Here is a 22,928-nt window from a genome sequence, read left to right as displayed (position 1 = left end):
CATAAATAATGAAAGTAAATTTAACGCCTAAGCCGATCAATTTTAAACTCGGAGAATACATTAATAAAGGATTCGAACTCTTAAAAAAAGATTTCGGGAATATATTTCTGGCATGTTTAGTATGTCTTATCATGTCTATTATTCCGTTCTGCGGACTGCTTGCAATGGGTAATTTATTCAAATACCTTCAAAGACTGAGCAGAAACCAGCCGGCAAGTCCTGGAGATATCTTTGATTTTAAAGATTTTATGCCTTATTTTATGCTGCAGTTAATTGTTTTCGGAGGGGGTATATTACTTTATATTCCTATGATTATTATTATGACAGTATCGGGTGCCATGTCTGAAGGTAATCAGCCTAACCCTATGATTATGTTTTTGATGTTCCCTTATATTTTTCTGATGTTTGTTGCGATATATTATTTTGTATTGAAAGGTTTTTATATCATTCCATTAATCAGTCTTAAAGGAATTACAGAAATAAAAGAAGCCTGGAACATTTCAAAAATAATGAGCAAAGGAAATTTATTGTCAATCTTTCTTTTCTCATTTGTAGTGGGAATCTTGGCTCAGATTGGTGTTTTGGCCTGTGGGATAGGACTTTTCCTTACGATACCGTTTTTATACACCGCAAAATATTTTGCTTATGAAGATGCTATGCAGCAAATTGAGTATGATGAAATTACTGAAATTGGATCTAAAAATGAATTTTAAAATTAAAAATATCAGTCTGAAACAGTCATTACTAACAGTGATGCTTTTTGCATTGCTGGGAGTTTTAAATTCGTGTTACAGCTTTACGGGGTCATCTCTTACAGATGAAAAGACAGTTCAGATCAATGAATTTCCGAATAATGCCCCTCTTGTAAACCCTGCATTATCACAACAGTTTTCTACAGCAATACAAAACAGATTCCTTCAGAGAACAACGCTGAAAGGAACAAAGGAAAATCCTGATATCCTGATAGAAGGAGAAATTACCGACTATTCAATTACTCCTACTACCATCAGCTCCAATACCCAGACCAACCCTTCTGGTGGTGTGATTCAGCAGGCACAGAATAAACTTACGATTACAGTGAAGGTACATTATGAAAATAAAATTCATCCGGATGCAAGTTTCGACAGAACATATAGTGATGAAGCCGCTTTCAACAGTGATGTATCACTAAGTCAGATCGAAGACCAGCAGGTAAAGCTGGTAACAGATAGAATTATTAACAAGATATTTAACGACATTGTAGCGAATTGGTAAGATGAATCCCAGAGTTTTAGAATTAATAAAAAATCCGAAGAAAATTCAATTAGAAGACCTTGGTCTTTTGAAAGAAGAGATTCACACTTTTCCTTATATTCAAAATATCAGGGCACTTCATCTGTATGGAGTACACCTGTATGAAAAAGAAAACTATCAGAAAGAGCTTTCTACCACAGCAGCATATACCACTGATAAGAAAATTTTATACCAGCTGATCAATGGAAAAATCAGACAGGAAATAAAACCCGAAATTGTTGAAGAAAAGAAACCTTCCCAAACAATTGAAAAATCTGCTCAGTATACTCCCAAAAGTAAATCTTTCCCTATTAAGAGAGAGGAAACCTTTTTGGAAAAACAAGGAGAGGAACCGGAGAATGCATGTATATTGCCAACTTCACATGAAATAAAGCATATTTATGTAAACGGTGAACGAAACAGAATTTTATTCGAAGGAGAAGAAAATTTCCTGGATGAACACAATTCTGAAACGATAGATCTTGAATCTACCCTGGAATCAGGAACTTTGGTCACCCAAAAGGCTGAGCCCGCAGCAGAGCAACCTGTTCAGGAATCCAAAGAAGAAGTACAAACTGAAATTGAGGAGAAGGCAGGAGAAAACTTTATGCCGGAAACCATCATTGATGAAGTTCAGATTTCTTCAGAACAAGAAGAAGAGAAGGTTAAAGAAGAGGAAAATATCAGTTTCCATGAAGAAGCTCCCGTGTTACCGGTAGAAAATATTGAAGAATCAATAGCTGAAGAACCGGCAAATACAGAAGTAAAAGATACTGAAACGACAGCTGTCTCTGAAGAAGAATTTCCTGCAGAAGAATTATCAGATGCTGAAGTAAGTTTCCACGGAACAGACTCTTTCCTGCCGGATGTAAAAATCCAGGCTAATAACGAAGAAATTTCTGAAACGGCTGAAGTCACTCAATCCAATGTAAATAAGCATGAGGATGAGATGAGACGACTGATAGAAGAGGTTGAGAAAAAAATGAAGGAGGCAAAACCTGTTTCTCAAGAAGAAAATACAGAACCTGAAGCTGTTGAAGATCATGAAATTAGTTTCGCTGAAACCCAAAATTTCCATTTTTGGTCAACAAGTGAAGATAAACCTGAGGAGATCAAAGAAGAGCCGGCACAGGAACAAATTGTTGAAGTTCAATTGCCTGTAGATGAAGAGTCTACAGTTGAAATTGCTGAGGAAAAAGAAGAACAGCAAGAAAAGGCTCCTGAAGTTCAGTCTGCATGGAAGCCAATGAGTGTAGAATCCAATATGCCGGATTCATTAATCAGCAAATCAACAGAAGTATCAGTTCCTGAAATAAAGGCTCCGGCAGCAGAAATCATTCCTGCAGCAGAGCCGGAAATGATAAAAGAAGAGCCACAACCAGAGGTGAAGGCTGAAACTGCTACAGAAACAGCTCAGGAAGAAACTGTACCTGTAGAAGAAGAAACAAAAACTATTGAACTGACTGAAGAAGAAGTTATTACAGAAGTTTCAAAAGAAGATGCTCCTGTAATGAATGTATCTTTCTTCGGAACCGATATTTCTACCCTTAAGGTTGAAGAAAAACAGCAGGAAAGCAAAGAAAAACCTGTAGAAAAAACAGAGGAGGTTACTATGAAGAATACCGCTCAGGAATTAGCAGACAGTAATGTTCCCGGTTTTATCAATACCTGGCAGAGCTGGCTTAAGATAGGCCGAACGGAAGATGTTGTAAAGGAAAAAATAGAAATTAAGGAAAAAGCTATTGAAACTTTTATTGAGAACAATCCTAGAATCAGCCAATTAAAAGAAGAAAGTACCTATGTTGTGAAAGAAAAGAACGACGATATCTCACATTTGATGACAGAGACATTGGCCAATCTTTACTTCGAACAGAAACTCTATACAAAGGCAATCAAAGCGTTTGAAATATTAATCAAAAAGAGTCCCGAAAAGAAAGAATATTTTGAATCTAAAATTCAGGATATTAAGGACTTCAGAAGTAAAAATTAAAAAGAAAAAGGTACTGCTCTAAACAGTACCTTTTTTATTTATACATCCTGAGGATCGTTTTTAGTGCCTCTTAATTTTTTCCAGGCTTTCCGTCCGAAAACAATAACAAGAATTAATGTAATGATTGCAAAAATTGCTGCAATCACAGGTGCTGCCATCGCCAGAACAGACATTAGGCCTGCTCCTGCCGTCTCTGTTGTTCCTACCACAGAATTTCCCAACCCTCCGGTTGTGGCTGTAGAAGCAGCCCTTATTCCCGCGAATCCGGAACTGATCGTAGCTGCTGTGCCTCCGCCCGCAATTAATGCCAATGCCCATTGCGGAAAAGTTCCCAGGTCAGCAAACTGACTGGCAAATAATATAGAACCGGCCACCGTTGCCATAGGAATGGAGACCGTATCCAGCAAATGATCAATAAAAGGGATATAATACGCCAGGATCTCAGCCACTGTGGCAATTCCTGTTGTTATAAGCGTAGGAAGGCCTGCAAGCCATTCAAAATGCTCATTCATAGGAATCCAGTTGAAGTACGAGGCCAGGCTTACGGCAAACATGGGCAGAAACACCCGGAATCCCGTAGCAGCCGCTAATCCAATGCCGATAAATGCACTGATGACATAAGAAAGATAGGGAATATTTTCTAACATATTAATTTTCAGATTTAATGTTTTCCCTAAATTACAAAAAGTATATGAGATTTGGAGTGTTGTTGATTTCAGAGTTCCAGATACGGGATCTGGAGTACGGGTTTTTGAGGTTTGCTATTCGTGATCTACTGTATAGTAAAAAATATTTTATACATACTTATCTGTGCGACCTGTGGAAAATAAAAAAATCTGCAAGAAAATGTCTCACAGATCTTTATTATGGTACTATTATTCTATTAGAAAGATGGTTACTTTTTCTGCGCTTCACAAAGCTTTATAAACTGCGCTTCCACATCCTGAAATTTCGGAGGCATCTCAGGAGAAACCCAAAACAGCATAGCCATGGTTTTCTCTCCAAAGGCTTGCTTAAATAAATGCTTATTCAGGCGGTAACATTCTCTCAATAATCTTTTGATTCGATTCCTGTGTACAGCTCTTTTAAAATATCTTTTAGAAACAGAAACCCCGAATTTTGCTGATTCTACAGGAAGGTTAGGCTTGTCTTTCAGAATAATGATTCTCAGGTTTCCACTGGTTCTCCATTTGCCTTTATCAAAAAGCAAACTGATTTCCGTGTTTTTTTTGAGCTTTTCTGCTCTGGGATATTTGGAATTTGTCATTTACGGAGTGTAAATATAGTTTTTTATTTTTCTCCTGCAGATTTCACAGATTAATACATGGTTCAGTGTTTGTAAATCAGCAAAATAGATGGGGAAATGTTTTAATCCTGATTTAATAAATAATTAATCACTTCTGAAGCGGTATACAGCCCGAAAATTGCCGGCATATAGCTTATTGTTCCGTAAAAAGATCTTTTATAATTGGTTCCGTCGGTCATTTTCAAACTTTCTTCATCCTGAATATCATTAGCAAAAACACAACGAACTCCTTTGTCTATTTTTACCTTTTTCAGTCTTTTTCTTACTTGTCTTGCCAGATGGCAATGTTCGGTTTTACTGATGTCTCTTACCATTACCTTGCTTGGATCGGTTTTTCCACCGGCACCCATTGAACTTACGATTTTTATTCTTCTTCTTTTGGCGGCGATAATCAGGCAGAGTTTTGGAGTAACACTGTCGATGCAATCCAACACATAATCAAACTTTGCAGAATCCAGAACTTCATCCATTCTTTCAGGATTTAGAAACTCATTGATTTTGGTTAAATTAAGATCGGGGTTAATATCCAAAAGTCTTTCGGCAACAACTTCTACTTTATGTTTTCCTACAGTAGAACGTAAGGCTGGTAACTGTCTGTTGATATTGGTAATGTCCACTGTATCACCGTCCACAATCGTCATATTTCCTACTCCGGCTCTTGCCAGAAATTCAGCAGCAAAAGAACCGACACCGCCTAAACCAACAACCAAAACAGTGGCTTTATTCAATTTTTCCAACCCTTCTTCCTTTACCAGAAGCTCCGTTCTTTCCAACCAGTACTTATCCATTTTTTATCGTCTCTAAATTTTCTAAAATTTGTTCATTGAGCTGTTCCAAAGAAATACCTTTTATTTCCGAAACCTTACCATACAATTCTTCGATGTTAAAATCTTCATTGTCAGTTTCTAAAAAGAATTTGTCTAATGGAGTGTTTTTTAAAATATCCTGCAAAGATAAATTATACAAAACAGCTTTTCCAAAACTCAGATAAAAATTATGAGACAGAAGATCTTCTGCAATTTGCTTTTTTTTATTGAAACCATGAATGATCATGGGCTGTTCAGCCTTTTTTCTGAAAGAAATAACTTCGTAAAATTTTCTTACACAATGAATAATGATAGGTTTTTTTACTTCATTGGCGATCATGATCTGTCGTAAAAAAACTTCTTCCTGAATTTTTTGGTCTACAGAAACTAAAGAGTCCAAACCGCATTCACCAATCGCAAAACAGTTTTGAAACATCATGCTCCTCATCCATGAAAACTGCCGTTCCAGGTTGTTAACATCAATATCATTAGGGTGGATTCCTACAGAATATGGGAAATCAGGCGGAATTTCTTTCGCAAGATTATAAATTCCGTATCTGTTGTATTTTTTATGATGGTGAAAATCAAAAAACTCCATGTTCAAAAATAGCGTTTTTCAGATTTAATTTAAAATTATTAAACGATCGTTTATAAATGTGTTAAAAATTTCTTAACTTTACTCAAAGTGCACTTCATGAAAAAAAAATTTACAGAAAAACAGATTCACATACTGGACATTGCAGAAGAGCTCATTGCCAAGAAAGGGTATGAGGGAACTTCTGTAAGAGATATTTGTTCTAAAGCCAATATCAATGTTGCCATGATCTCTTATTACTTCGGTTCTAAGGAGAAAATGATGTCTTATCTTTACCAGTACAGGGTACTGAAAACCAGAGAAAATTTTTCAGAATTTGCAGATACCATCAAAGAAGGGAAACCGGAAATGCAGATGCGGGAAATGATAAAGTATATCGTTTCTCAGCTGTTCAAGTATAATTATTTCCATGGTTTCGTTACTCAGGAGCTTCGTCATACAGAAAACCTGAAAGATGAATTACTGGATTTCTATCAGTTATTCGTAAAAAAGCTGGATGAAGTTATCAAAAAAGGAGTTACTTCCGGAGTTTTTACATTTACTCCCAAACCTGAAGATATTCTTACTATGATTATCGGGTCTACTTTATTTGTAATCAGGAATAAAAACTTCTATGAGCTCTATGTTCCGAGCAAAAATGAAGAAACCTATGCAAAAGAAGCGGAGAAAAAGGTGAGAATGAATCTTTTATTAAGTGTTTTTGCAATTTTGGGATACGCTGCAGACTAAAATTACGTTAAATATTCATAAAAAAAAATCTATTGACAAAAAAGTTATATTTTTGCAAATTAGTAAATCGGCTGTGTAATCCGAAAACTGTTGAATTTTTTATATGAAAAAATATATTTTAGGTCTTTTTGCTGTAGCGGTAATTTCATCTTGTGTAAGCCAACAGGAAAGAGCAATGAGGAGTGCTGATAAAGATTTTATCTTAAAAGCTGCTAATGAAAACTTCGCGAAGAAAAAGTGGAAAAATGCATTGGCTCTTTATGACAGACTTGCAAATCTTGTGGCAGGAACTGATGATTTTCCTAATGTAGGTTTCAACACTGCTTATGCTAACTATTATGACAAGAGTTATAAGCTTGCAGGTCACCAGTTTAAAAACTTTGCAGTTAGTTTTCCAAAAGATCCGAGAGCTGAAGAAGCGGCATATATGTCTGCATTGTGCTACTATGAGGGGTCTATGGATTACAACTTAGATCAGTCCAGTACAGAATTGGCCATTAATGAGCTTCAGGAATTCCTGAACAATTATCCCAACTCTGAAAGGTCTAAAAATATCAGCCAATTGATCGATGAGCTGTCTTATAAGCTTGAATTTAAAGCTTATGAGAATGGAAAACAATACTACAAAATGGGTGATTACAAAGCAGCTAATGTAGCTTTGGAAAACGTTTTGGAAGATTTTCCAAGTACAAAACTTCGTTCTAAAATTTATGATTATATCATGAAATCCCGCTATGAACTGGCGACAAAATCTGTATATGGTCTTAAAGATGAGCGTATTGAAAGTGCATTAACGTATACAAGGCTGGTAGAAAAAGAACTTCCCAATACAGAATACTCTAAAACTGCAGCAGATCTGAGAGGCAAACTGGAAAAGGAAAAAGAAAACTTTGTTGTCGTTAAAAAGCAAACGGAAGCAAGAATGGCTGTTTTAAATGCAAAACAGAAAAAAGAGGCTGAAAAATTGGCAGCTAAAGATAAAACTGAACAGCAAATTAAAGATCAGATCAGTAATGAAAAGAAAGCAATGCAGTTACAGAGGGACAGTGCAGCACTTAAGACCCCTCCTCCGGCAGCGACTTTCAAAATTCAAAGATAATTCGTAAATTTGCCATCTTAAAATAAAATAATTTTCTCAAAATGAGTGTAAAAGATACAAAAGCAGAAGTAAATACTATCACTTACGATAAAGATAAGATTGAAGATAAAGTAGGTTCAATCTATGAAGCTATTGTTATCATGGGAAAGAGAGCAGAGCAGATCAATGCGGAGATCCGTACGGAACTTCACAACAAATTGGATGAATTTGCCGTTCACAATTCTACATTAGAAGAGGTTTTCGAAAACAGAGAACAAATTGAGATCTCTAAACATTACGAAAAGCTTCCAAAGCCAACTTCAATCGCTATTGAAGAGTGGTTAAACGAAGATGTTTATTTCAGAAAAACAGAAGAGAGAAAATAAATCTTCTGTGTTTTTATAAATGAAGGTCATAAAGGAAATCTGTTCTTTTATGACCTTTATCGTTTTAAAGCCAGATTGTGTGGGAAAAAATAAGTATTTTAGTGTTTCAAAAAATTAGAACTAAATGAGTGTTTCCGGTAAAAAGATACTTATCGCTGTCTCTGGAGGAATTGCGGCCTACAAAATTCATTTTCTCATAAGAGATTTTGTGAAGAAAGGAGCCGAAGTACAGGTTGTTATGACTCCTGATGCAGAACATTTTGTGACGAAACTAAGTCTGTCTACACTATCCAAAAAACCGGTGTATTCAGAATTTTATAGCGATAACGGAACATGGAACAGTCATGTAGAAATGGCACTTTGGGCTGATGTTATGATTGTAGCCCCCTGCACAGCCAATACACTGTCTAAGATGATCCACGGAATGTGTGATAATCTGGTTATTGCAACCTATATGTCTGCAAAATGTCCTGTATTTATTGCTCCGGCAATGGATCTTGATATGTATGCACACCCTTCTACAAAGAAGAATCTGGAACTTGCAGAAAGCTTTGGCCACATCATTATTCCGGCAGAAAATGGAGAGCTGGCAAGCGGACTTATCGGGCAGGGAAGAATGGCAGAACCGGCAACTATTTTTAGTACTGTTGAGAATTATTTTACAACCAGCAGCCATTCCAAAAGCCTTGAAGGAAAGGTGGTTTTAATTACTGCCGGGCCTACCTATGAAGCCCTTGATCCTGTAAGGTTCATAGGAAATCATTCGTCAGGTAAGATGGGGTTTTCTCTGGCAGAAGAAGCTTCAAAAAGAGGAGCCAAAGTTATTCTTATCTCAGGACCAAGTGTTCAAACCATAAATGATCCCAATGTGGAACTTCATAAGGTAACTTCAGCTAAGGAAATGCTGGCAAAAGTATTCGAGTTTTATGATAAGATAGACATCGGAATAGCCAGTGCAGCAGTTGCGGACTATGCTCCCAAAGAAGTTGCAAAGGAAAAAATCAAAAAGAATGATGAAAACCTTACAATAGAACTGGTAAAGAATCCGGATATTCTTAAAACTATGGGAGAAAAGAAGACCCATCAGTTTTTGGTAGGATTCGCGCTGGAAACCCAGAATGAAGAAGAAAATGCAAAAGGAAAACTGGAAAAGAAAAATCTGGATATGATTGTTCTCAACTCTCTGCGTGATGAAGGAGCCGGGTTTAAGAATGATACCAATAAAATAAAGATATTTACCAAAACAGAGAAGAAAGAATTCAATCTCAAGTCCAAAGATGAAGTAGCGAAAGATATTCTTAATTTTGTTGAATCTCAACTTTTAAAATAATTTTAATAAATTTCCGTTCTCAATTTTTAGTAGACAATGAAAAAAATTATAAGTTTATTTTTTCTGCTTTTTATATATACACAAAGTTTTTCTCAGGAATTGCTTGCAAATGTGATTGTAAGTTCTCAACAGATTGGAGGAAGTAACCAGCAGGCATTTAAGGCATTGGAAAAGAGTCTTAGAGACTTTATCAATAATACCAGCTGGACTGGAAAAAAACTTCAGAATTTTGAGAAGATAAAATGCGGTTTTTCTATTGTTATTTCTGAAAGAGATGTCAATAAATTCAAAGGTTATATTGTTGTTAATGCAGCACGTCCTGTTTATAATACAACGTATGAATCTCCTTTGCTGAATCTTCAGGATCAGAGGTTTGCATTTGAATATGTTGAGAATGAAAGTCTTATTTTTAATGAAAGACAGTTCTCAGGAAAGAACCTTACGGATGTCATCAGTTTCTATATTTATGTTATTCTGGGATATGATGGTGACAGCTTTCAGTCTATGGGAGGTTCCCAGTGGTTTGCAAAAGCACAGCAGATTGCGCAAAACTCTCAAAACAGAAACTATGAAGGATGGAATACCATCAATGAACCCAGAAGCCGTTCTATCTTGATTAATGAAATCATGAATCCCAACTGGGGCCAGTTACGTTCTACATTTTATACCTATCACAGAGCCGGATTGGATAACCTTTTCAATCAGGATCAGACCGCTGGTAAAAAAGTGATTTTTGATGCTCTCATGCAGCTGAAAATGTACGAAAATACATTTCAACAGTCATTTTTCTTCGACACATTTATGACCACTAAAAAGGACGAAATATTCAATATTTTCAATTCCGGAAATAATGGAGGTTTAATTCTTAATGATCTTAAACAAACCATGATTATTCTCGCTCCAAAATACATTGAGGATAGATGGAATAAATGGAAAGTATAAAAATCTGTGAATAAGTTGGAAAACAGTAAGGATATTGTGAGAAAGTAATCATAAAAACATTTTCTTACTTCAATAAAAAAAAACTTATTTTTACAGTTCAAATTCAAATTGGATCATAACCCGGATTATCAATGCTTTCGAGAATTTACATTAAAAACTTTGCCCTGATTGATACCCTTGAAGTATCATTAAAAAATGGTTTACAGGTTATTACCGGTGAAACAGGGGCAGGGAAATCTATTATTTTAGGTGCTCTTCGTCTTATTTTAGGTGAAAGAGCAGATGTGAAATCTATTGCCAAAACGGAAGAGAAAAGTGTTGTAGAAACTGAGTTTTCCCTTAATAATCAGTTTAAAAAATTCTTTATCGAAAATGATCTGGATTATGAGCTTCAGACCATTATCAGAAGAGAAATTCTTCCATCAGGAAAATCCCGAGCGTTTATCAATGATGTGCCAGTAACACTTGATATTCTTAAAGAACTTTCTTCGCAGCTGATTGATATCCATTCCCAATTTGAAACATCCAATCTTTTTACATCAGAATATCAGTTTAAAATCATAGACGGGCTTTCCGCTAATAAAAACATTATTGAAGAATACCAGCAGGAATTTTCTGATTTTCAGAACCTTAAATTGGTATTGAAAAAACTGAAAACCCAACTCTCAGACTCCAATAAAGAAAGCGACTATAAAGAATTTTTGCTTAATGAATTGGAAGAGCTCAAGCTTGATGATGTAGATTATGAAGATGTACAGAATCAGCTTTCTATTCAGGAAAATGCAGGAATGATTTCTGAAAATGTAGGTCAGATCTTATCCAGATTCCATCAGGAGGAAATAGGAATTTTATCTTTCTTTAATGAAGCAACCAACAAGCTTTCAAAAATCTCCGAAGTTTCTACCAGTTTTGCCGAACTTGATGAAAGACTTGAAACCTCTTTTGTAGAGCTTAAAGACATCATTTCCGAGCTGGAACATGAAGCAGAGAGAGTTGAAATCAACCCGGAAAATCTGGTATATCTTACCGATCTTAATAATAAAATCAATGCTTTATTCCTTAAACATAACGTTTCGGATCTTAATGAATTGATTGAAATCAGAAATCAGCTGGCAGGAGACCAAAAAGGAGCTTCAGATTTGGAGCTTCAGATTGAAGAAACAGAAGAGAATATTTCTCAAAAACAAAAAACACTTCAAACGCTCGCCGGAAAACTTTCCAAAAACAGACATAAAAATGTTTCTGTTTTCATCAAAAAAGCAGAAGTACTACTAAAAAAACTTGGGCTGGAAAAAGCAAAAGTTGATATTGAATTACAGGATGCTGAAGAATTCAATCAGTTTGGAAAAGAAAATATCCAGCTGCTGTTTCAGGCCAATTCAGGTTTTCCTTTGAAACCAATTCAGACAGCTATCTCCGGAGGAGAAAGATCCAGAGTAATGCTTGCTGTAAAGAAGATTATTGCAGAAAGTGATGAGCTTCCAACTCTTATTCTGGACGAAATTGATACCGGAGTATCAGGAAAAGTAGCTGAAGAGATCGGAAATCTAATGAGAGAAATGTCTGAAGACATGCAGTTAATCGTTATTTCCCATCTGGCGCAGGTAGCCGCCAAAGGAAATGATAATTATAAAGTAGTGAAGCAGGATATCTCCGGAAAAACACAATCTACCATTATTCCTTTGAACAGCGAAGAAAAGCTGAACGAAATTGCCCAGCTGCTTTCCGGAAGCAAAATTACCGAAGCTGCCTTAGCACAGGCAAAAGAACTTATCGGATAACAAAAGAAATATACTTTTCTTTAAAAAATTGTAACATATTATACGTTATATTTACTAATGTATAAAAACTAAAATATGTTTCTAAAGTTCCTTAGGCTTGAAATTAAAAGCTTTTTTCGTGGTACATCTTTAGGGATCAATCTGACCATGAAAATACTCAGGTTTATTGGGATTCTTTATTTCATTGGATGTCTTGTAGGCGGAGCTTTCATTGCTTTTTTCTACATACAGGAGGAAATGCATCAGAATCCTTTAAAAATCGTTTCAAAATTCATGATCGTTGCCTGGATTATAGATCTGGTTATTAAATATCTATGGCAGGAAGTTCCTACACAGAATATTAAACCCTTTCTTACCATGAATATCAGAAAGAATACATTGGTTAATTATATGCTGGCCAAAACCTTTCTTTCCGCATTCAGCTGGCTGACTTCTTTATTCTTTATCACATTTTCCCTGATTGCTTTATTCAACGGGTATAGCATTATAGGAATACTGGTATGGCTTATCGGGGTGATTGCGCTCCTTTATCTGAATAATTTTATCAATATTTTCTTCAACGGTAAAGAGACTTTAGCCATTATTATAGGGATTTGTTTTGTAATCATCGGAAGTTTGGGATACTATAAAATACTTCCGGTTCTGTCTTATTCTGAATCGGTTTTCTTCAGTTTTTACGAAAAACCATACTTTGCGTTGATTCCCGTTATCCTGTTTGTAGGTTTGTGGTGGATTTGCTTCCGTTATCTGCGTAAAGAATTTTATCTGGATCAGGGGCTTGAAGCCAAGAAAACAGTCGGGAAAACAGAGAATATTGCCTTCCTGAATAAATATGGGGCTACCGGGACATTTATCAATAATGATATTAAAATGCTGAGACGTAATAAAGTGACCAAAGGCATTTTGCTGGGCAGCTTTATGTTTCTGTTCTACGGATTACTGATGTTTACCTCTTCACTCTATAAAACTCCTGCAATGATGATGTTTATGGGACTTTTTGTAACAGGAGGTTTTCAGTTTCTTTTTGGACAGAGGGTGCCTGCTTTTGACAGTTCATATTATCCTTTGATGATGACCCTGAATGTTCCTTACAAAGAATATTTAAAAGCAAAATGGTGGCTGATGAATATCGTAACCGGTGTCTCTATCATTGTAGCGCTTTGCTATGCTTATTTTGGCTGGGAAGTTTATATTACATTCTTTGCGGCAGGATTGTACAATATAGGAGTGAACTCTCAGTTTACCCTATGGTCGGGAGCTTTCAATAAAACTCAGATTGATCTGAATTCAAAAGAGAAAAGACTGGGTCAGAAGGGAAGTTTTAATATGGTGGCTATGCTTTTATTAATTCCTAAAATGCTTCTTCCTATGGGAGTATTTGCTCTGGCGAAATATTTCACAGGAATTACAGGAGGAGTCATAAGCATTGCTATTATTGGGATCATCGGATTTTTTATGAGAGAAAAAATCTTCGATATCATTGTAAAACACTATAAAAAAGAAAAATACAGCACACTTGATGCATTTAAAAATAAAGATTAAGCCATGATCAACATACAAAATTTATCCAAAACATACGGAACAGCAACCGTTCTTAATATCGAACATCTGGAAATTCCAAACGGAGAAACATTCGGTCTTGTAGGGAACAACGGGGCAGGAAAAACAACTCTTTTCAGCCTCATGTTGGATTTGATTCAGGCTACGACAGGATCCGTAAGCATTGACGGAATTAAAGTGAATGAATCTGAAGCCTGGAAAAATAAAGTTTCAGCTTTTGTAGACGATACTTTTCTCATTGGTTATCTTACTCCGGAAGAGTACTTTTACTTTATCGGAGAGTTGAGAGGCCAGAATAAAGCGTCTGTAGATGAATTCCTTAAGCCTTTTCATGATCTTTTCAATGGTGAGATCCTAAAATCCGGGAAATATATCCGTGATCTTTCGAAAGGAAATCAGAAAAAAGTAGGAATTGTAGGAGCCATCATCGGAAATCCGGAGATTATTATTCTTGATGAACCTTTTGCCAACCTGGATCCTTCCACACAGATCAAACTTAAAAACCTGATCAAAGAATTGTCCAAACAGGACGGTGTTACATTTCTGATATCCAGCCATGACCTTTCCCATACCACGGAAGTCTGCAACAGGATTGTGGTGGTGAATAAGGGGCTTTTGGTAAAAGATATCAAGACCAATCCTGAAACTTTGAAGGAATTGGAGCAATATTTTGCAGATCAGGTTTCAATTTCGGATATTTAATACGTTAAAAGAAGACGTATATGAATTCGATAGAATCACAGAATGTAACAGACTATCCTAACAGCAATACCATTTTCATGGTTTGGAAACTTCATGACAGCCCACAGCTGAAAGACGTTTTTCAAAGATTGTGTGCTTTGGTATTAAACCTAAATAATTCCGTTTTCAACCGTTTTCCGGACAGCAGAGCAAGCTGTGTAATGGGAATAGGGGCTGAAGCATGGAAAATGCTGGATCTTCCTACGCCTCTGCCAAAAGAATTAATCAATTTTGAAGAGATAAAAGGAGTAAAACATACTGCTGTGTCCACCCCGGGAGATCTTCATTTCCACTTAAGAGCAGACAGTAAAAGCCTGATCTTTGATATGGGAATTGAAATATCAAATTTACTGAGCTCTGTGGCGGAAAGTATTTTGGAGATTCACGGATTTAAATATTGGGATGCACGCTCTATTCTTGGTTTTGTAGACGGAACGGAAAATCCTCATGGCGATGACCGTGATTATTTTGCTAAAATTGGTGATGAAGACCTTCAGTACAAAGGTGGAAGTTACCTTTTTGTTCAGAAATACCTTCACAATATGGCTGCCTGGAAAAGTCTTTCCACGGAAGATCAGGAAAAAGTCATCGGAAGATCTAAGGAAAATGATATTGAAATGCCGGATGATGTAAAACCTTCAAACTCACATATCGCCTTAGCCAACATCGAAAGTGAAAATGGAGAAGAATTGAAAATTGTCAGAGATAATATGCCCTTTGGAAGCCCTTCCTCTAATGAGTTTGGAACCTATTTTATTGCTTATGCAAGTACATTTACGACAACAAAAAAGATGTTGACCAATATGTTTATAGGTGATCCGCCCGGAAATTACGACAGAATCTTAGATTTCAGTACGGCAGTTACAGGAACACTTTTCTTTGTTCCTACCAGGAATATGCTGGATGAATTCTCAGGATAAAAATAGAAAAGGCGGCTTCAGAAATGAAGCCGCCTTTTCTTAGCTATTCTTACAGAGATCATAACGGATTCCCCGGATTATATGAATCACACATTCCGTTTTCTACCAGACATTCTCTTTTTTTCAGTTCACAGGGATTGGTTGTAGGCACGCTGCAGCATGCATAATATCCGTTGTATTGTACCAGATACATGTCACAAAGCGGCGTGTTTCCGCCCTTGATTGTTTTCAGGTTCTCTCTTTTTAATTTTTTTAAATTTTTCATGGTTTTAGTTTGGGATTAATTATATCTCCAATATAGGAAAAAATAAATACAAATTATTTTGATCTAAAAAATTGTATTTCAGTTTTTTAATGAAAGTATTTTTTTGTTGACTAAATTAAAATAAGATGAAATATTTGTAACTCTATGCAAAAAAAATCAACTCATTATATTAAATAGTAAAATATTTTTTTTCAAGTTGTAACCTTTTTTTGTTTTGATTGTCTTTAAAGTAGAAACAGTATAAGCATGAAACTTTTGTTCGGAAATAAAAAACCTGATTTGTTGAGCCTCCTGAAGAAACAGGATCCGGCTGCACAGAAGATTTTCTATGAGCAGAATGTCAAGAGATTCCTGAGTGTAAGCAAAACCTATGTGAGCGATTTGTATCAGGCAGAAGATTGTCTCATCAAAGCATTCTGTAAAATTTTTAAGCACATAGAAAGCTTCAGAGGAGAGTCGAACCTGGATAGCTGGGCAAGAAGAATTGTGGTGAATGAGTGTCTGAATTTTATCAAAAGCCATAAAACGGTTTTCTATCTGGACGATATCAATCAATCTTTTCACGAAGATATTCATGAGCCCGAGATTGATTGTGATTTTAATGCACAAGAGCTTTTGGATCAGCTTCCCGATGCCTACAGAATGGTTTTTAACCTTTATGTACTGGAAGGATATTCTCATCAGGAAATTGCTGATACTTTGCAGATTTCAATTGCTGTCAGCAAAACACAGCTGTTCAGAGCAAAAGAAAAATTAAGAAAGATCTACTTTCAACAACAAAAAAAAGTGAAAAATGAAAACGTTTACAGATAATATTGAAACCGAGATCAAACATCAGATGAAGGAAAGAGAGATTACTCCATCCCGTGATCTGTGGTCTGAAATAGAAGTTCATAACAGAAATAATACTCGTCCCAAATCAAAAATGAACTGGTTTTTAGTAGCCGCATGTTTACTATTATTATTCAGTTTGGGAAGTGTTCTGTTTTTTCTTAATCAGCCTTCAGCGATTCAGCCGGAAATGGTAAAGAAAACAGAAAAGAGCACTACAAAAGAAATCGTAAAAGATCCGGTTCAAAATACTCCTCAGGTGGCAGTTGAAAATAGTGATAAAAAGGAAGTGAAGAAAACACTTTCCCAGGATAAAGAAGAAGTGATTTCTGCAGTGGCGATAGTTCAGAATAAACTTATTCCCAAAGAAACTAAACTGGAGCTTCCTCAGCTTTCGAATCCTAAACTGATGGCAAAAGCCGATTCTTTAAAAACTCCGGTTAAAAAGAAAAAATATGTAGACCCTTCCACGCTTCTTTTCTCAGTAGAACATAAAGATGTGATCGAAAAAACAAAGGATGGAAGTAATGTGGCTACTACTATTGATTTGAATGCCAGATAATTTACCCGTAAAAAATTAAAAATTAATAATATGATCAAGAAATTTATCGTAATGGGATTGCTATGCTCTATTTCAGCATCATTCCATGCACAGAAAAAGGGACTGAATATTAACCTGTCTTCTAAAAAAGACACCGAAGTAAGCCCGATTGTAAAAGAGAAAGTGGAAGAATATGCTACAAAAATCAATACCATTATTCAGGAAGAAAAAAAGCTTATGGAAGAAGAATTGGTGGTTTTGCAGGCCAGAAACCTTGATAAAGCAGATTTTGACAGAGAAAAAGCTCAGATTGCAGACCGTTATTCTGAGAAAATGGATAAAAGAATTGAAGAGCTTGGGTTTGATCTGGATGATGTTATTCAAAAGCAGGTAAGATATTCACTTTTGAATACAGACGTTACTTCCAAAGAAGAGCTCAAAGAGAAACTGTTGAAAAAATTCCGTCCCAGCAGAAGCTTTACAGGATATTTCTCTTACGGAATTATGACTTTGACAAATAGCTCTCCCGACAATGAGCTGGATAAAAATATAGGATATGCCAATAACCTGGAGTTTGGTCTTAAACTGAACTACCAGCTTAGCAGAACAAGCCCGTGGGCAATCACTTCAGGATTAGGATTCTCATGGAGAACCGTAAGAGCGGATAACAATATGATGTTTATAAGAAATGCAAATCAGGGAGTTGCTCTTGCACAGTACAGCGATAATCTTGAGAAAAGCAAGCTGAGAACAGGATATATTATGGTTCCTCTTGGGGTGCAGTATAATTTTTCCAAACTTAAAAATGCCGGAATGGATATTCAGTACAGAAGTTATTACACCGGATTTAAAATAGGAGCCAATGTATATGGCGGTGTAAAAATGTCCACCAACAATATTGTAAAAGGAATTGATGGCGAAACCAGAGACCGCGGGAACTATCAGGTAAATCCTTTTGTATATGGTGCACAGATTACTTTTTCATACAACAGCTTCAGTCTCTTTGTTAAAAAAGATTTCAGCAACTTCTTTAAAGACAGTTATTTCAAAAATGATAAAGCGCTGATATTCGGCCTGGCCATCGGATTAGATTAAATATATTTTGATAGCAAAACGAAAAACTCCGGGAAAGACTCCCGGAGTTTTTGCATTGTATCAGTTATAGAATCATTATTTTAAACTTCCTACCATGTCTTCGGGTTTTACCCATTCGTCAAACTGTTCAGCGGTTAACAAACCAAGATTAATGGCTTCTTCTTTTAAAGTTGTTCCGTTTTTATGGGCAGTTTTAGCAATTTTAGCAGCATTTTCATATCCAATGTGAGTATTTAAGGCCGTAACAAGCATTAAAGATTTGTCTACAAGCTCTTTAATTCTCTCGTGATTCGGTTCAATACCTACCGCACAGTGGTCATTGAAGGAAATACACGCATCAGCAATCAATTGGGCAGACTGTAAGAAATTGTAAGCCATTACCGGTTTGAAAACATTCAGCTCATAATTTCCTTGAGTTCCTGCAAAAGAAATCGTAGTGTCGTTTCCTAAAACCTGTGCACAAACCATAGTCATGGCTTCATTTTGAGTAGGATTTACTTTTCCTGGCATAATAGACGATCCCGGTTCATTCTCAGGAATATGAATTTCCCCGATTCCGGAACGTGGGCCCGATGCCAGTAATCGTACATCCTGAGCAATTTTATATAAAGAAACAGCCAGCTGTTTTAAAGCTCCGTGAGATTCCACAATCGCATCATGAGCAGCAAGGGCTTCGAATTTATTTTCTGCAGTGATGAAAGGATGATTGGTAAATTGGGCAATATATTCAGCTACTTTTACATCATAACCGTTGGGAGTATTTAATCCTGTACCTACAGCTGTTCCTCCCAAAGCCAGTTCAGAAAGGTGAGGTAAAGTATTTTTTAAAGCTCTCAAACCGAATTCCAACTGAGCCACATACCCGGAAAACTCTTGCCCCAAAGTAAGTGGAGTAGCATCCATCAAATGGGTTCTACCGATTTTTACAACATCTTTGAAAGCTTTTGACTTTTCAGCCAGCGTATTTTTTAATTTTTCTACAGCCGGAATTGTTACTTCCACCACCTTTGTATAGGCAGCAATGTGCATGGCAGTTGGATAAGTGTCATTAGAAGACTGTGATTTATTCACATCGTCATTTGGATGAATTTCAGATTTTTCGCCTAAAGTTCCTCCGTTATTAACATGAGCTCTGTTTGAAACTACTTCATTCACATTCATATTCGACTGTGTTCCGGAACCTGTCTGCCAGATCACCAAAGGAAACTGATCGTTAAGTTTTCCCTCCAGAATTTCATCACATACCTTAGCAATCATATCTCTTTTTTCTGCAGAAAGTACTCCCAGATCAGTGTTTGTATAAGCGGCAGCTTTCTTCAGATAAGCAAAAGCTTCAATGATTTCGTGCGGCATTGAACCCTCAGGTCCTATTTTGAAATTGTTTCTTGAACGTTCCGTCTGTGCACCCCAAAGTTTATCTGCAGGTACCTGCACTTCTCCCATGGTGTCTTTTTCAATTCTGTAATTCATAGTGGTTGAAATTTGTATGATCTTTTTATTCTAAGCCATAAATATTGTTGATATTATTCATGTTTAATGAAAAAAATAATGTTTTGGCTTCGCTTATTTAGCTCCTATAAAGGTACTTATAAACTCAGAAACCGCCAATTTATAATCATTATAAATATCAATTTAAATGACTGATTTTACTCATATTTTTTAGAGGAGGCGTATTTTTGTACAAACAAAAATTGAATGGATTTTAGATATCAGGATCCGTATCCTATTCAGAAAGATGATACGGTGTACAAGAAGCTTACATCAGATTATGTAAAGGTTGAAAAACTGGGTGACAGAGAAATTTTGACAGTAGATCCGAAAGGATTGGAACTGTTGGCTGAAGAAGCGATGGCAGATGTTTCTTTCATGCTTCGTTCTTCACACCTGGAAAGCCTTAGAAGAATTATTGATGATCCTGAAGCTACAGATAATGACAGATTCGTTGCATACAACCTTTTACAAAATGCTGCGGTAGCGGTTGAAGGAGCTCTTCCTTCTTGCCAGGATACAGGTACAGCAATTGTAATGGGGAAAAAAGGAGAAAATGTTTATACAGGAGTAGATGATGGTGAATATCTAAGCAAAGGAATCTTCAATACGTATCAGAAAAGAAACTTAAGATATTCTCAGGTTGTGCCTATGACCATGTTTGATGAGAAGAATTCGGGATCTAATCTTCCTGCACAAATTGATATCTATGCTAAAAAAGGAGATTATTACGAATTTTTATTCTTAACAAAAGGTGGAGGTTCTGCCAACAAAACATTCTTATATCAAAAGACAAAATCTTTATTGAACGAAAAATCTCTTGAAGAATTCGTTAAAGAAAGAATCTCAGATCTTGGAACAGCTGCCTGCCCGCCTTACCACTTAGCATTGGTAATCGGAGGAACTTCAGCAGAAGCCAACCTTGCAACCGTTAAAAAAGCATCCGCAAAATATTATGACAATCTTCCGACAGAAGGAAATGAAGCCGGACAGGCTTTCAGAGACCTTGAATGGGAAGCTAAAGTTCAGAAAATCTGTCAGGAAAGTGCAATCGGAGCTCAGTTCGGAGGAAAATACCTTACCCACGATGTGAGAGTAATCAGACTTCCGAGACACGCTGCATCTTGTCCGGTTGGAATGGGAGTTTCTTGTTCTGCAGACAGAAATATCAAAGGAAAGATCACAAAAGAAGGGATCTTTTTAGAGCAGTTGGAGCAGGATCCGAAAAGATTCTTACCAGATACCCCTCCACACTTGGAAGAAGCCGTTGAGGTTAACCTGAATAAACCAATGCCCGAAATTCTTGCTGAGCTTTCAAAATATCCGATCAAAACCCGATTGAAACTGAACGGAACACTGATCGTAGCAAGAGATATCGCTCACGCAAAAATCAAAGAAATTATCGACAGTGGGAAACCAATGCCGGAGTATTTCAAAAACCACCCGATCTATTATGCAGGACCTGCAAAAACTCCGGAAGGAATGGCGTCAGGAAGTTTCGGACCTACTACTGCCGGAAGAATGGACGTTTATGTAGACGAATTCCAAAGCCACGGCGGAAGTATGATCATGCTCGCAAAAGGAAACAGAAGTAAAGATGTTACCAATGCTTGTCATAAATACGGAGGTTTCTATCTTGGATCTATCGGAGGACCGGCTGCTATTCTTGCCAAAGACAATATTGTATCTGTGGACGTAGTAGACTTCCCGGAATTAGGTATGGAAGCAGTAAGAAAAATCGAAGTAAAAGACTTTCCTGCATTCATCATTTCCGATGATAAAGGCAACGATTTCTTCGCAAATCTTGCCCACTAATTAGTTTAAAATTAAAATAAATAACAAAATAGAACGCTGATCTTTTGTGTAAAAAGGAAAAAAGTTCTATTTTTGCCTAAAATCTTTAAGAGAATGATAACGATATTATCAGCATTTTGGCCGTTTTACCAGTTCCTTTGGACTATATTCTTCATTACTATGTTCTTAGTAGGATTCTGGTGTATTTTCATGTTCTTCGGATTAGTAATCCCAATGTGGCTAACTGAAGGTTTGAAAGAGTATTTCGGAAAAGTAAAGCCTTTCGACCCTGAAGATATCAGAAGAAAGCTTATTACTGAGCAGGAAGGTGTAGAAGTTATCTATAACGAGCCTAAAGGAAACGGACCTTTCCTTCACGATCACGGACATCATCATTAATTGATTGTCATTGCTTTTTCACCTGAATTCTGAAAAAGTAATATCAAAGCAAAACAACATATACAAAACCGTTTAAGCAATTAAGCGGTTTTTCTATTTATTGTTTCTCAGACTTTCCGGAGACACTCCAAATTTCTTTTTAAAAGCCCGCGTAAAATTCTGCAGGTATTCATAACCGCATTCAATGGCGATTTCTTTGATCATAATCTCTTTATCTGTGATCAGTTTCCTGGCTTTCAGCATCCTGAGTTCCGAGATATAATGAGCTATGGTTGTATTATATTGTGCCTTAAATTCTTTTCGGATGATATTTTGATTCATCCCGATATACTTTCCTATCTCTTCCGCTTTTATATTTCTGTGGTAATTTTCATCAATGAATTTTCTGATGATTTCCGGAATCTTTGGAGTAGATTCCAATGTGTTTTTCTCATTGAACTGTTCAAAAATCAGAATAAGAAGTTTGATAATCTCTGCTTCTAGGAATAATTTCTGCATAATACCTTTCTTGGTATAACCCAGAATCTCCTTTACAATCATATGCATTTCAACTGTCATGTCCGGCGGTGTTTCTTTATGCAGGAATATGAAATTATTATGAATCATATTTTCCAGAATCTCTGCATTCTCACCATTAAGCTCAGGATTGATGAGGTTAAAAATATATTGGTAATTAATCTGGATTTGAAGATACCTAAGGATTTCCTGATTTTCTGTCCATAGCTCGGCAATACTTTCTGTAGGGGAATAATGAAGGATATATTGATTCTTCTTAAATAAAAACTGAGTTCCGCAATCGTGCGCCTTCAAATTAATGCCGTCGCTTAGCAGGAAAATAAGATTAAAACTTGACTTCCCTTCCAGCATATGAGACTTGAAGGATTGGTCAGGACACAGGTCTTCCTCCATGATGATTTTGATGTCTTCGGATTCGAACAAAAGTCCACTTTTGGATGGTTTCCTCATACAACACATTTTTACAGCCATGGTACAACTTCTAAAGTAAAAAGTCCTTCGCAGGATAACCAAAAGTTCGTAAATGATAACTCTGGGTTAATTATGAGAGGTACTTTTGCGCA

At 36.3% G+C, this 22,928-nt stretch carries 24 protein-coding genes; 17 read left to right on the top strand and 7 right to left on the bottom strand.

The window, feature by feature from the left end:
• The first annotated feature begins 8 nt into the window (after positions 1-8).
• The 3 genes from LKL37_RS20735 to LKL37_RS20725 are packed head-to-tail and all read left to right on the top strand — an operon-like array spanning position 9 to position 3,262.
• A complete protein-coding gene (locus LKL37_RS20735) occupies positions 9-713 on the top strand; it encodes a hypothetical protein (protein WP_431612321.1) in 705 nt (234 codons plus the stop codon).
• A complete protein-coding gene (locus LKL37_RS20730) occupies positions 703-1,254 on the top strand; it encodes an LptE family protein (protein WP_149835395.1) in 552 nt (183 codons plus the stop codon). The genes LKL37_RS20735 and LKL37_RS20730 overlap by 11 nt, the downstream gene beginning before the upstream one ends.
• A 1-nt stretch (position 1,255) precedes the next feature.
• Positions 1,256-3,262: a hypothetical protein gene (locus LKL37_RS20725; protein ID WP_431612320.1), complete on the top strand. Its 2,007-nt coding sequence runs from the start codon at positions 1,256-1,258 to the stop codon at positions 3,260-3,262.
• Between the two features lie 38 nt (positions 3,263-3,300).
• Here LKL37_RS20725 and LKL37_RS20720 read toward each other — a convergent pair whose 3' ends face one another.
• The 4 genes from LKL37_RS20720 to LKL37_RS20705 form a co-directional block, all read right to left on the bottom strand.
• Positions 3,301-3,909, bottom strand: a complete 609-nt coding sequence (locus LKL37_RS20720; RefSeq protein ID WP_431612319.1) for a DUF4126 domain-containing protein — start codon at positions 3,907-3,909, stop codon at positions 3,301-3,303.
• Positions 3,910-4,157: 248 nt separating this feature from the next.
• Entirely contained in the window at positions 4,158-4,529 is a 372-nt protein-coding gene (rnpA, locus tag LKL37_RS20715) for a ribonuclease P protein component (protein ID WP_431612318.1), read from the bottom strand.
• A gap of 101 nt (positions 4,530-4,630) precedes the next feature.
• Positions 4,631-5,356 (bottom strand): tRNA threonylcarbamoyladenosine dehydratase, encoded by a 726-nt coding sequence (locus tag LKL37_RS20710; RefSeq protein WP_105703917.1) that lies wholly within the window; start codon positions 5,354-5,356, stop codon positions 4,631-4,633.
• On the bottom strand, positions 5,349-5,972 hold the full coding sequence (locus tag LKL37_RS20705) for a TatD family hydrolase (protein WP_431612317.1): 624 nt from the start codon (positions 5,970-5,972) through the stop codon (positions 5,349-5,351). The genes LKL37_RS20710 and LKL37_RS20705 overlap by 8 nt, the downstream gene beginning before the upstream one ends.
• A 96-nt stretch (positions 5,973-6,068) precedes the next feature.
• Here LKL37_RS20705 and LKL37_RS20700 point away from each other — a divergent pair, with 96 nt between their 5' ends.
• The 9 genes from LKL37_RS20700 (at position 6,069) to LKL37_RS20660 (ending at position 15,436) form a co-directional block, all read left to right on the top strand.
• The gene (locus LKL37_RS20700; protein WP_431612316.1) at positions 6,069-6,698 is read left to right on the top strand and encodes a TetR/AcrR family transcriptional regulator; all 630 of its coding nucleotides are present in this window, start codon (positions 6,069-6,071) and stop codon (positions 6,696-6,698) included.
• A 103-nt stretch (positions 6,699-6,801) separates the two neighbouring features.
• Entirely contained in the window at positions 6,802-7,797 is a 996-nt protein-coding gene (locus tag LKL37_RS20695) for an outer membrane protein assembly factor BamD (RefSeq protein WP_431612315.1), read from the top strand.
• Between the two features lie 41 nt (positions 7,798-7,838).
• Positions 7,839-8,162, top strand: coding sequence for a DNA-directed RNA polymerase subunit omega (locus LKL37_RS20690; RefSeq protein WP_034681463.1), 324 nt, complete (start codon positions 7,839-7,841; stop codon positions 8,160-8,162).
• A 124-nt stretch (positions 8,163-8,286) separates the two neighbouring features.
• Positions 8,287-9,492 (top strand): bifunctional phosphopantothenoylcysteine decarboxylase/phosphopantothenate--cysteine ligase CoaBC, encoded by a 1,206-nt coding sequence (gene coaBC / locus LKL37_RS20685; protein ID WP_431612314.1) that lies wholly within the window; start codon positions 8,287-8,289, stop codon positions 9,490-9,492.
• 36 nt (positions 9,493-9,528) lie between these two features.
• Entirely contained in the window at positions 9,529-10,434 is a 906-nt protein-coding gene (locus tag LKL37_RS20680; RefSeq protein WP_431612313.1) for a DUF4835 family protein, read from the top strand.
• A gap of 131 nt (positions 10,435-10,565) precedes the next feature.
• Complete coding sequence (locus LKL37_RS20675) at positions 10,566-12,215, top strand: DNA repair protein RecN (protein WP_431612312.1); 1,650 nt, start codon at positions 10,566-10,568, stop codon at positions 12,213-12,215.
• 75 nt (positions 12,216-12,290) lie between these two features.
• Positions 12,291-13,757, top strand: a complete 1,467-nt coding sequence (locus tag LKL37_RS20670) for a DUF5687 family protein (protein ID WP_431612311.1) — start codon at positions 12,291-12,293, stop codon at positions 13,755-13,757.
• A gap of 3 nt (positions 13,758-13,760) precedes the next feature.
• The gene (locus LKL37_RS20665) at positions 13,761-14,477 is read left to right on the top strand and encodes an ABC transporter ATP-binding protein (protein WP_431612310.1); all 717 of its coding nucleotides are present in this window, start codon (positions 13,761-13,763) and stop codon (positions 14,475-14,477) included.
• Between the two features lie 20 nt (positions 14,478-14,497).
• Complete coding sequence (locus LKL37_RS20660; protein ID WP_431612309.1) at positions 14,498-15,436, top strand: Dyp-type peroxidase; 939 nt, start codon at positions 14,498-14,500, stop codon at positions 15,434-15,436.
• A 58-nt stretch (positions 15,437-15,494) separates the two neighbouring features.
• Here the strand turns inward: LKL37_RS20660 and LKL37_RS20655 are convergent, their stop codons facing one another.
• Positions 15,495-15,701 carry a bacteriocin-like protein gene (locus LKL37_RS20655; RefSeq protein ID WP_431612308.1) on the bottom strand — a complete coding sequence of 69 codons (207 nt, stop codon included), beginning with the start codon at positions 15,699-15,701 and terminating at the stop codon, positions 15,495-15,497.
• A gap of 246 nt (positions 15,702-15,947) precedes the next feature.
• Between LKL37_RS20655 and LKL37_RS20650 the strand changes: the two genes are divergently transcribed.
• From LKL37_RS20650 to LKL37_RS20640, 3 genes are read left to right on the top strand one after another with little or no spacing between them, the layout of a single operon-like run.
• The gene (locus tag LKL37_RS20650; protein ID WP_431612307.1) at positions 15,948-16,514 is read left to right on the top strand and encodes an RNA polymerase sigma factor; all 567 of its coding nucleotides are present in this window, start codon (positions 15,948-15,950) and stop codon (positions 16,512-16,514) included.
• Positions 16,495-17,094 (top strand): hypothetical protein, encoded by a 600-nt coding sequence (locus LKL37_RS20645; protein WP_431612306.1) that lies wholly within the window; start codon positions 16,495-16,497, stop codon positions 17,092-17,094. The genes LKL37_RS20650 and LKL37_RS20645 overlap by 20 nt, the downstream gene beginning before the upstream one ends.
• Before the next feature lie 30 nt (positions 17,095-17,124).
• On the top strand, positions 17,125-18,168 hold the full coding sequence (locus tag LKL37_RS20640; RefSeq protein WP_431612305.1) for a porin family protein: 1,044 nt from the start codon (positions 17,125-17,127) through the stop codon (positions 18,166-18,168).
• 75 nt (positions 18,169-18,243) lie between these two features.
• Here LKL37_RS20640 and fumC read toward each other — a convergent pair whose 3' ends face one another.
• Positions 18,244-19,638: a class II fumarate hydratase gene (gene fumC / locus LKL37_RS20635; protein ID WP_079243526.1), complete on the bottom strand. Its 1,395-nt coding sequence runs from the start codon at positions 19,636-19,638 to the stop codon at positions 18,244-18,246.
• 225 nt (positions 19,639-19,863) lie between these two features.
• On the opposite strand from fumC, the gene LKL37_RS20630 reads away from it, so the two are divergent.
• Together LKL37_RS20630 and LKL37_RS20625 are read left to right on the top strand one after the other, a co-directional pair.
• Positions 19,864-21,471 carry a fumarate hydratase gene (locus LKL37_RS20630; RefSeq protein WP_431612304.1) on the top strand — a complete coding sequence of 536 codons (1,608 nt, stop codon included), beginning with the start codon at positions 19,864-19,866 and terminating at the stop codon, positions 21,469-21,471.
• Between the two features lie 93 nt (positions 21,472-21,564).
• Entirely contained in the window at positions 21,565-21,849 is a 285-nt protein-coding gene (locus LKL37_RS20625) for a hypothetical protein (RefSeq protein ID WP_171006268.1), read from the top strand.
• Between the two features lie 93 nt (positions 21,850-21,942).
• On the opposite strand, the gene LKL37_RS20620 is transcribed toward LKL37_RS20625, so the two are convergent.
• Positions 21,943-22,815, bottom strand: coding sequence for a helix-turn-helix transcriptional regulator (locus tag LKL37_RS20620; protein WP_431612303.1), 873 nt, complete (start codon positions 22,813-22,815; stop codon positions 21,943-21,945).
• Between the last annotated feature and the right edge of the window lie 113 nt (positions 22,816-22,928).

It is taken from the genome of Chryseobacterium sp. 'Rf worker isolate 10' (assembly GCF_050753305.1).
GTDB lineage: Bacteria > Bacteroidota > Bacteroidia > Flavobacteriales > Weeksellaceae > Chryseobacterium.
Note: the sequence above shows the minus strand (reverse complement) of the source record. Positions and strands in the feature narration are given on the sequence as shown.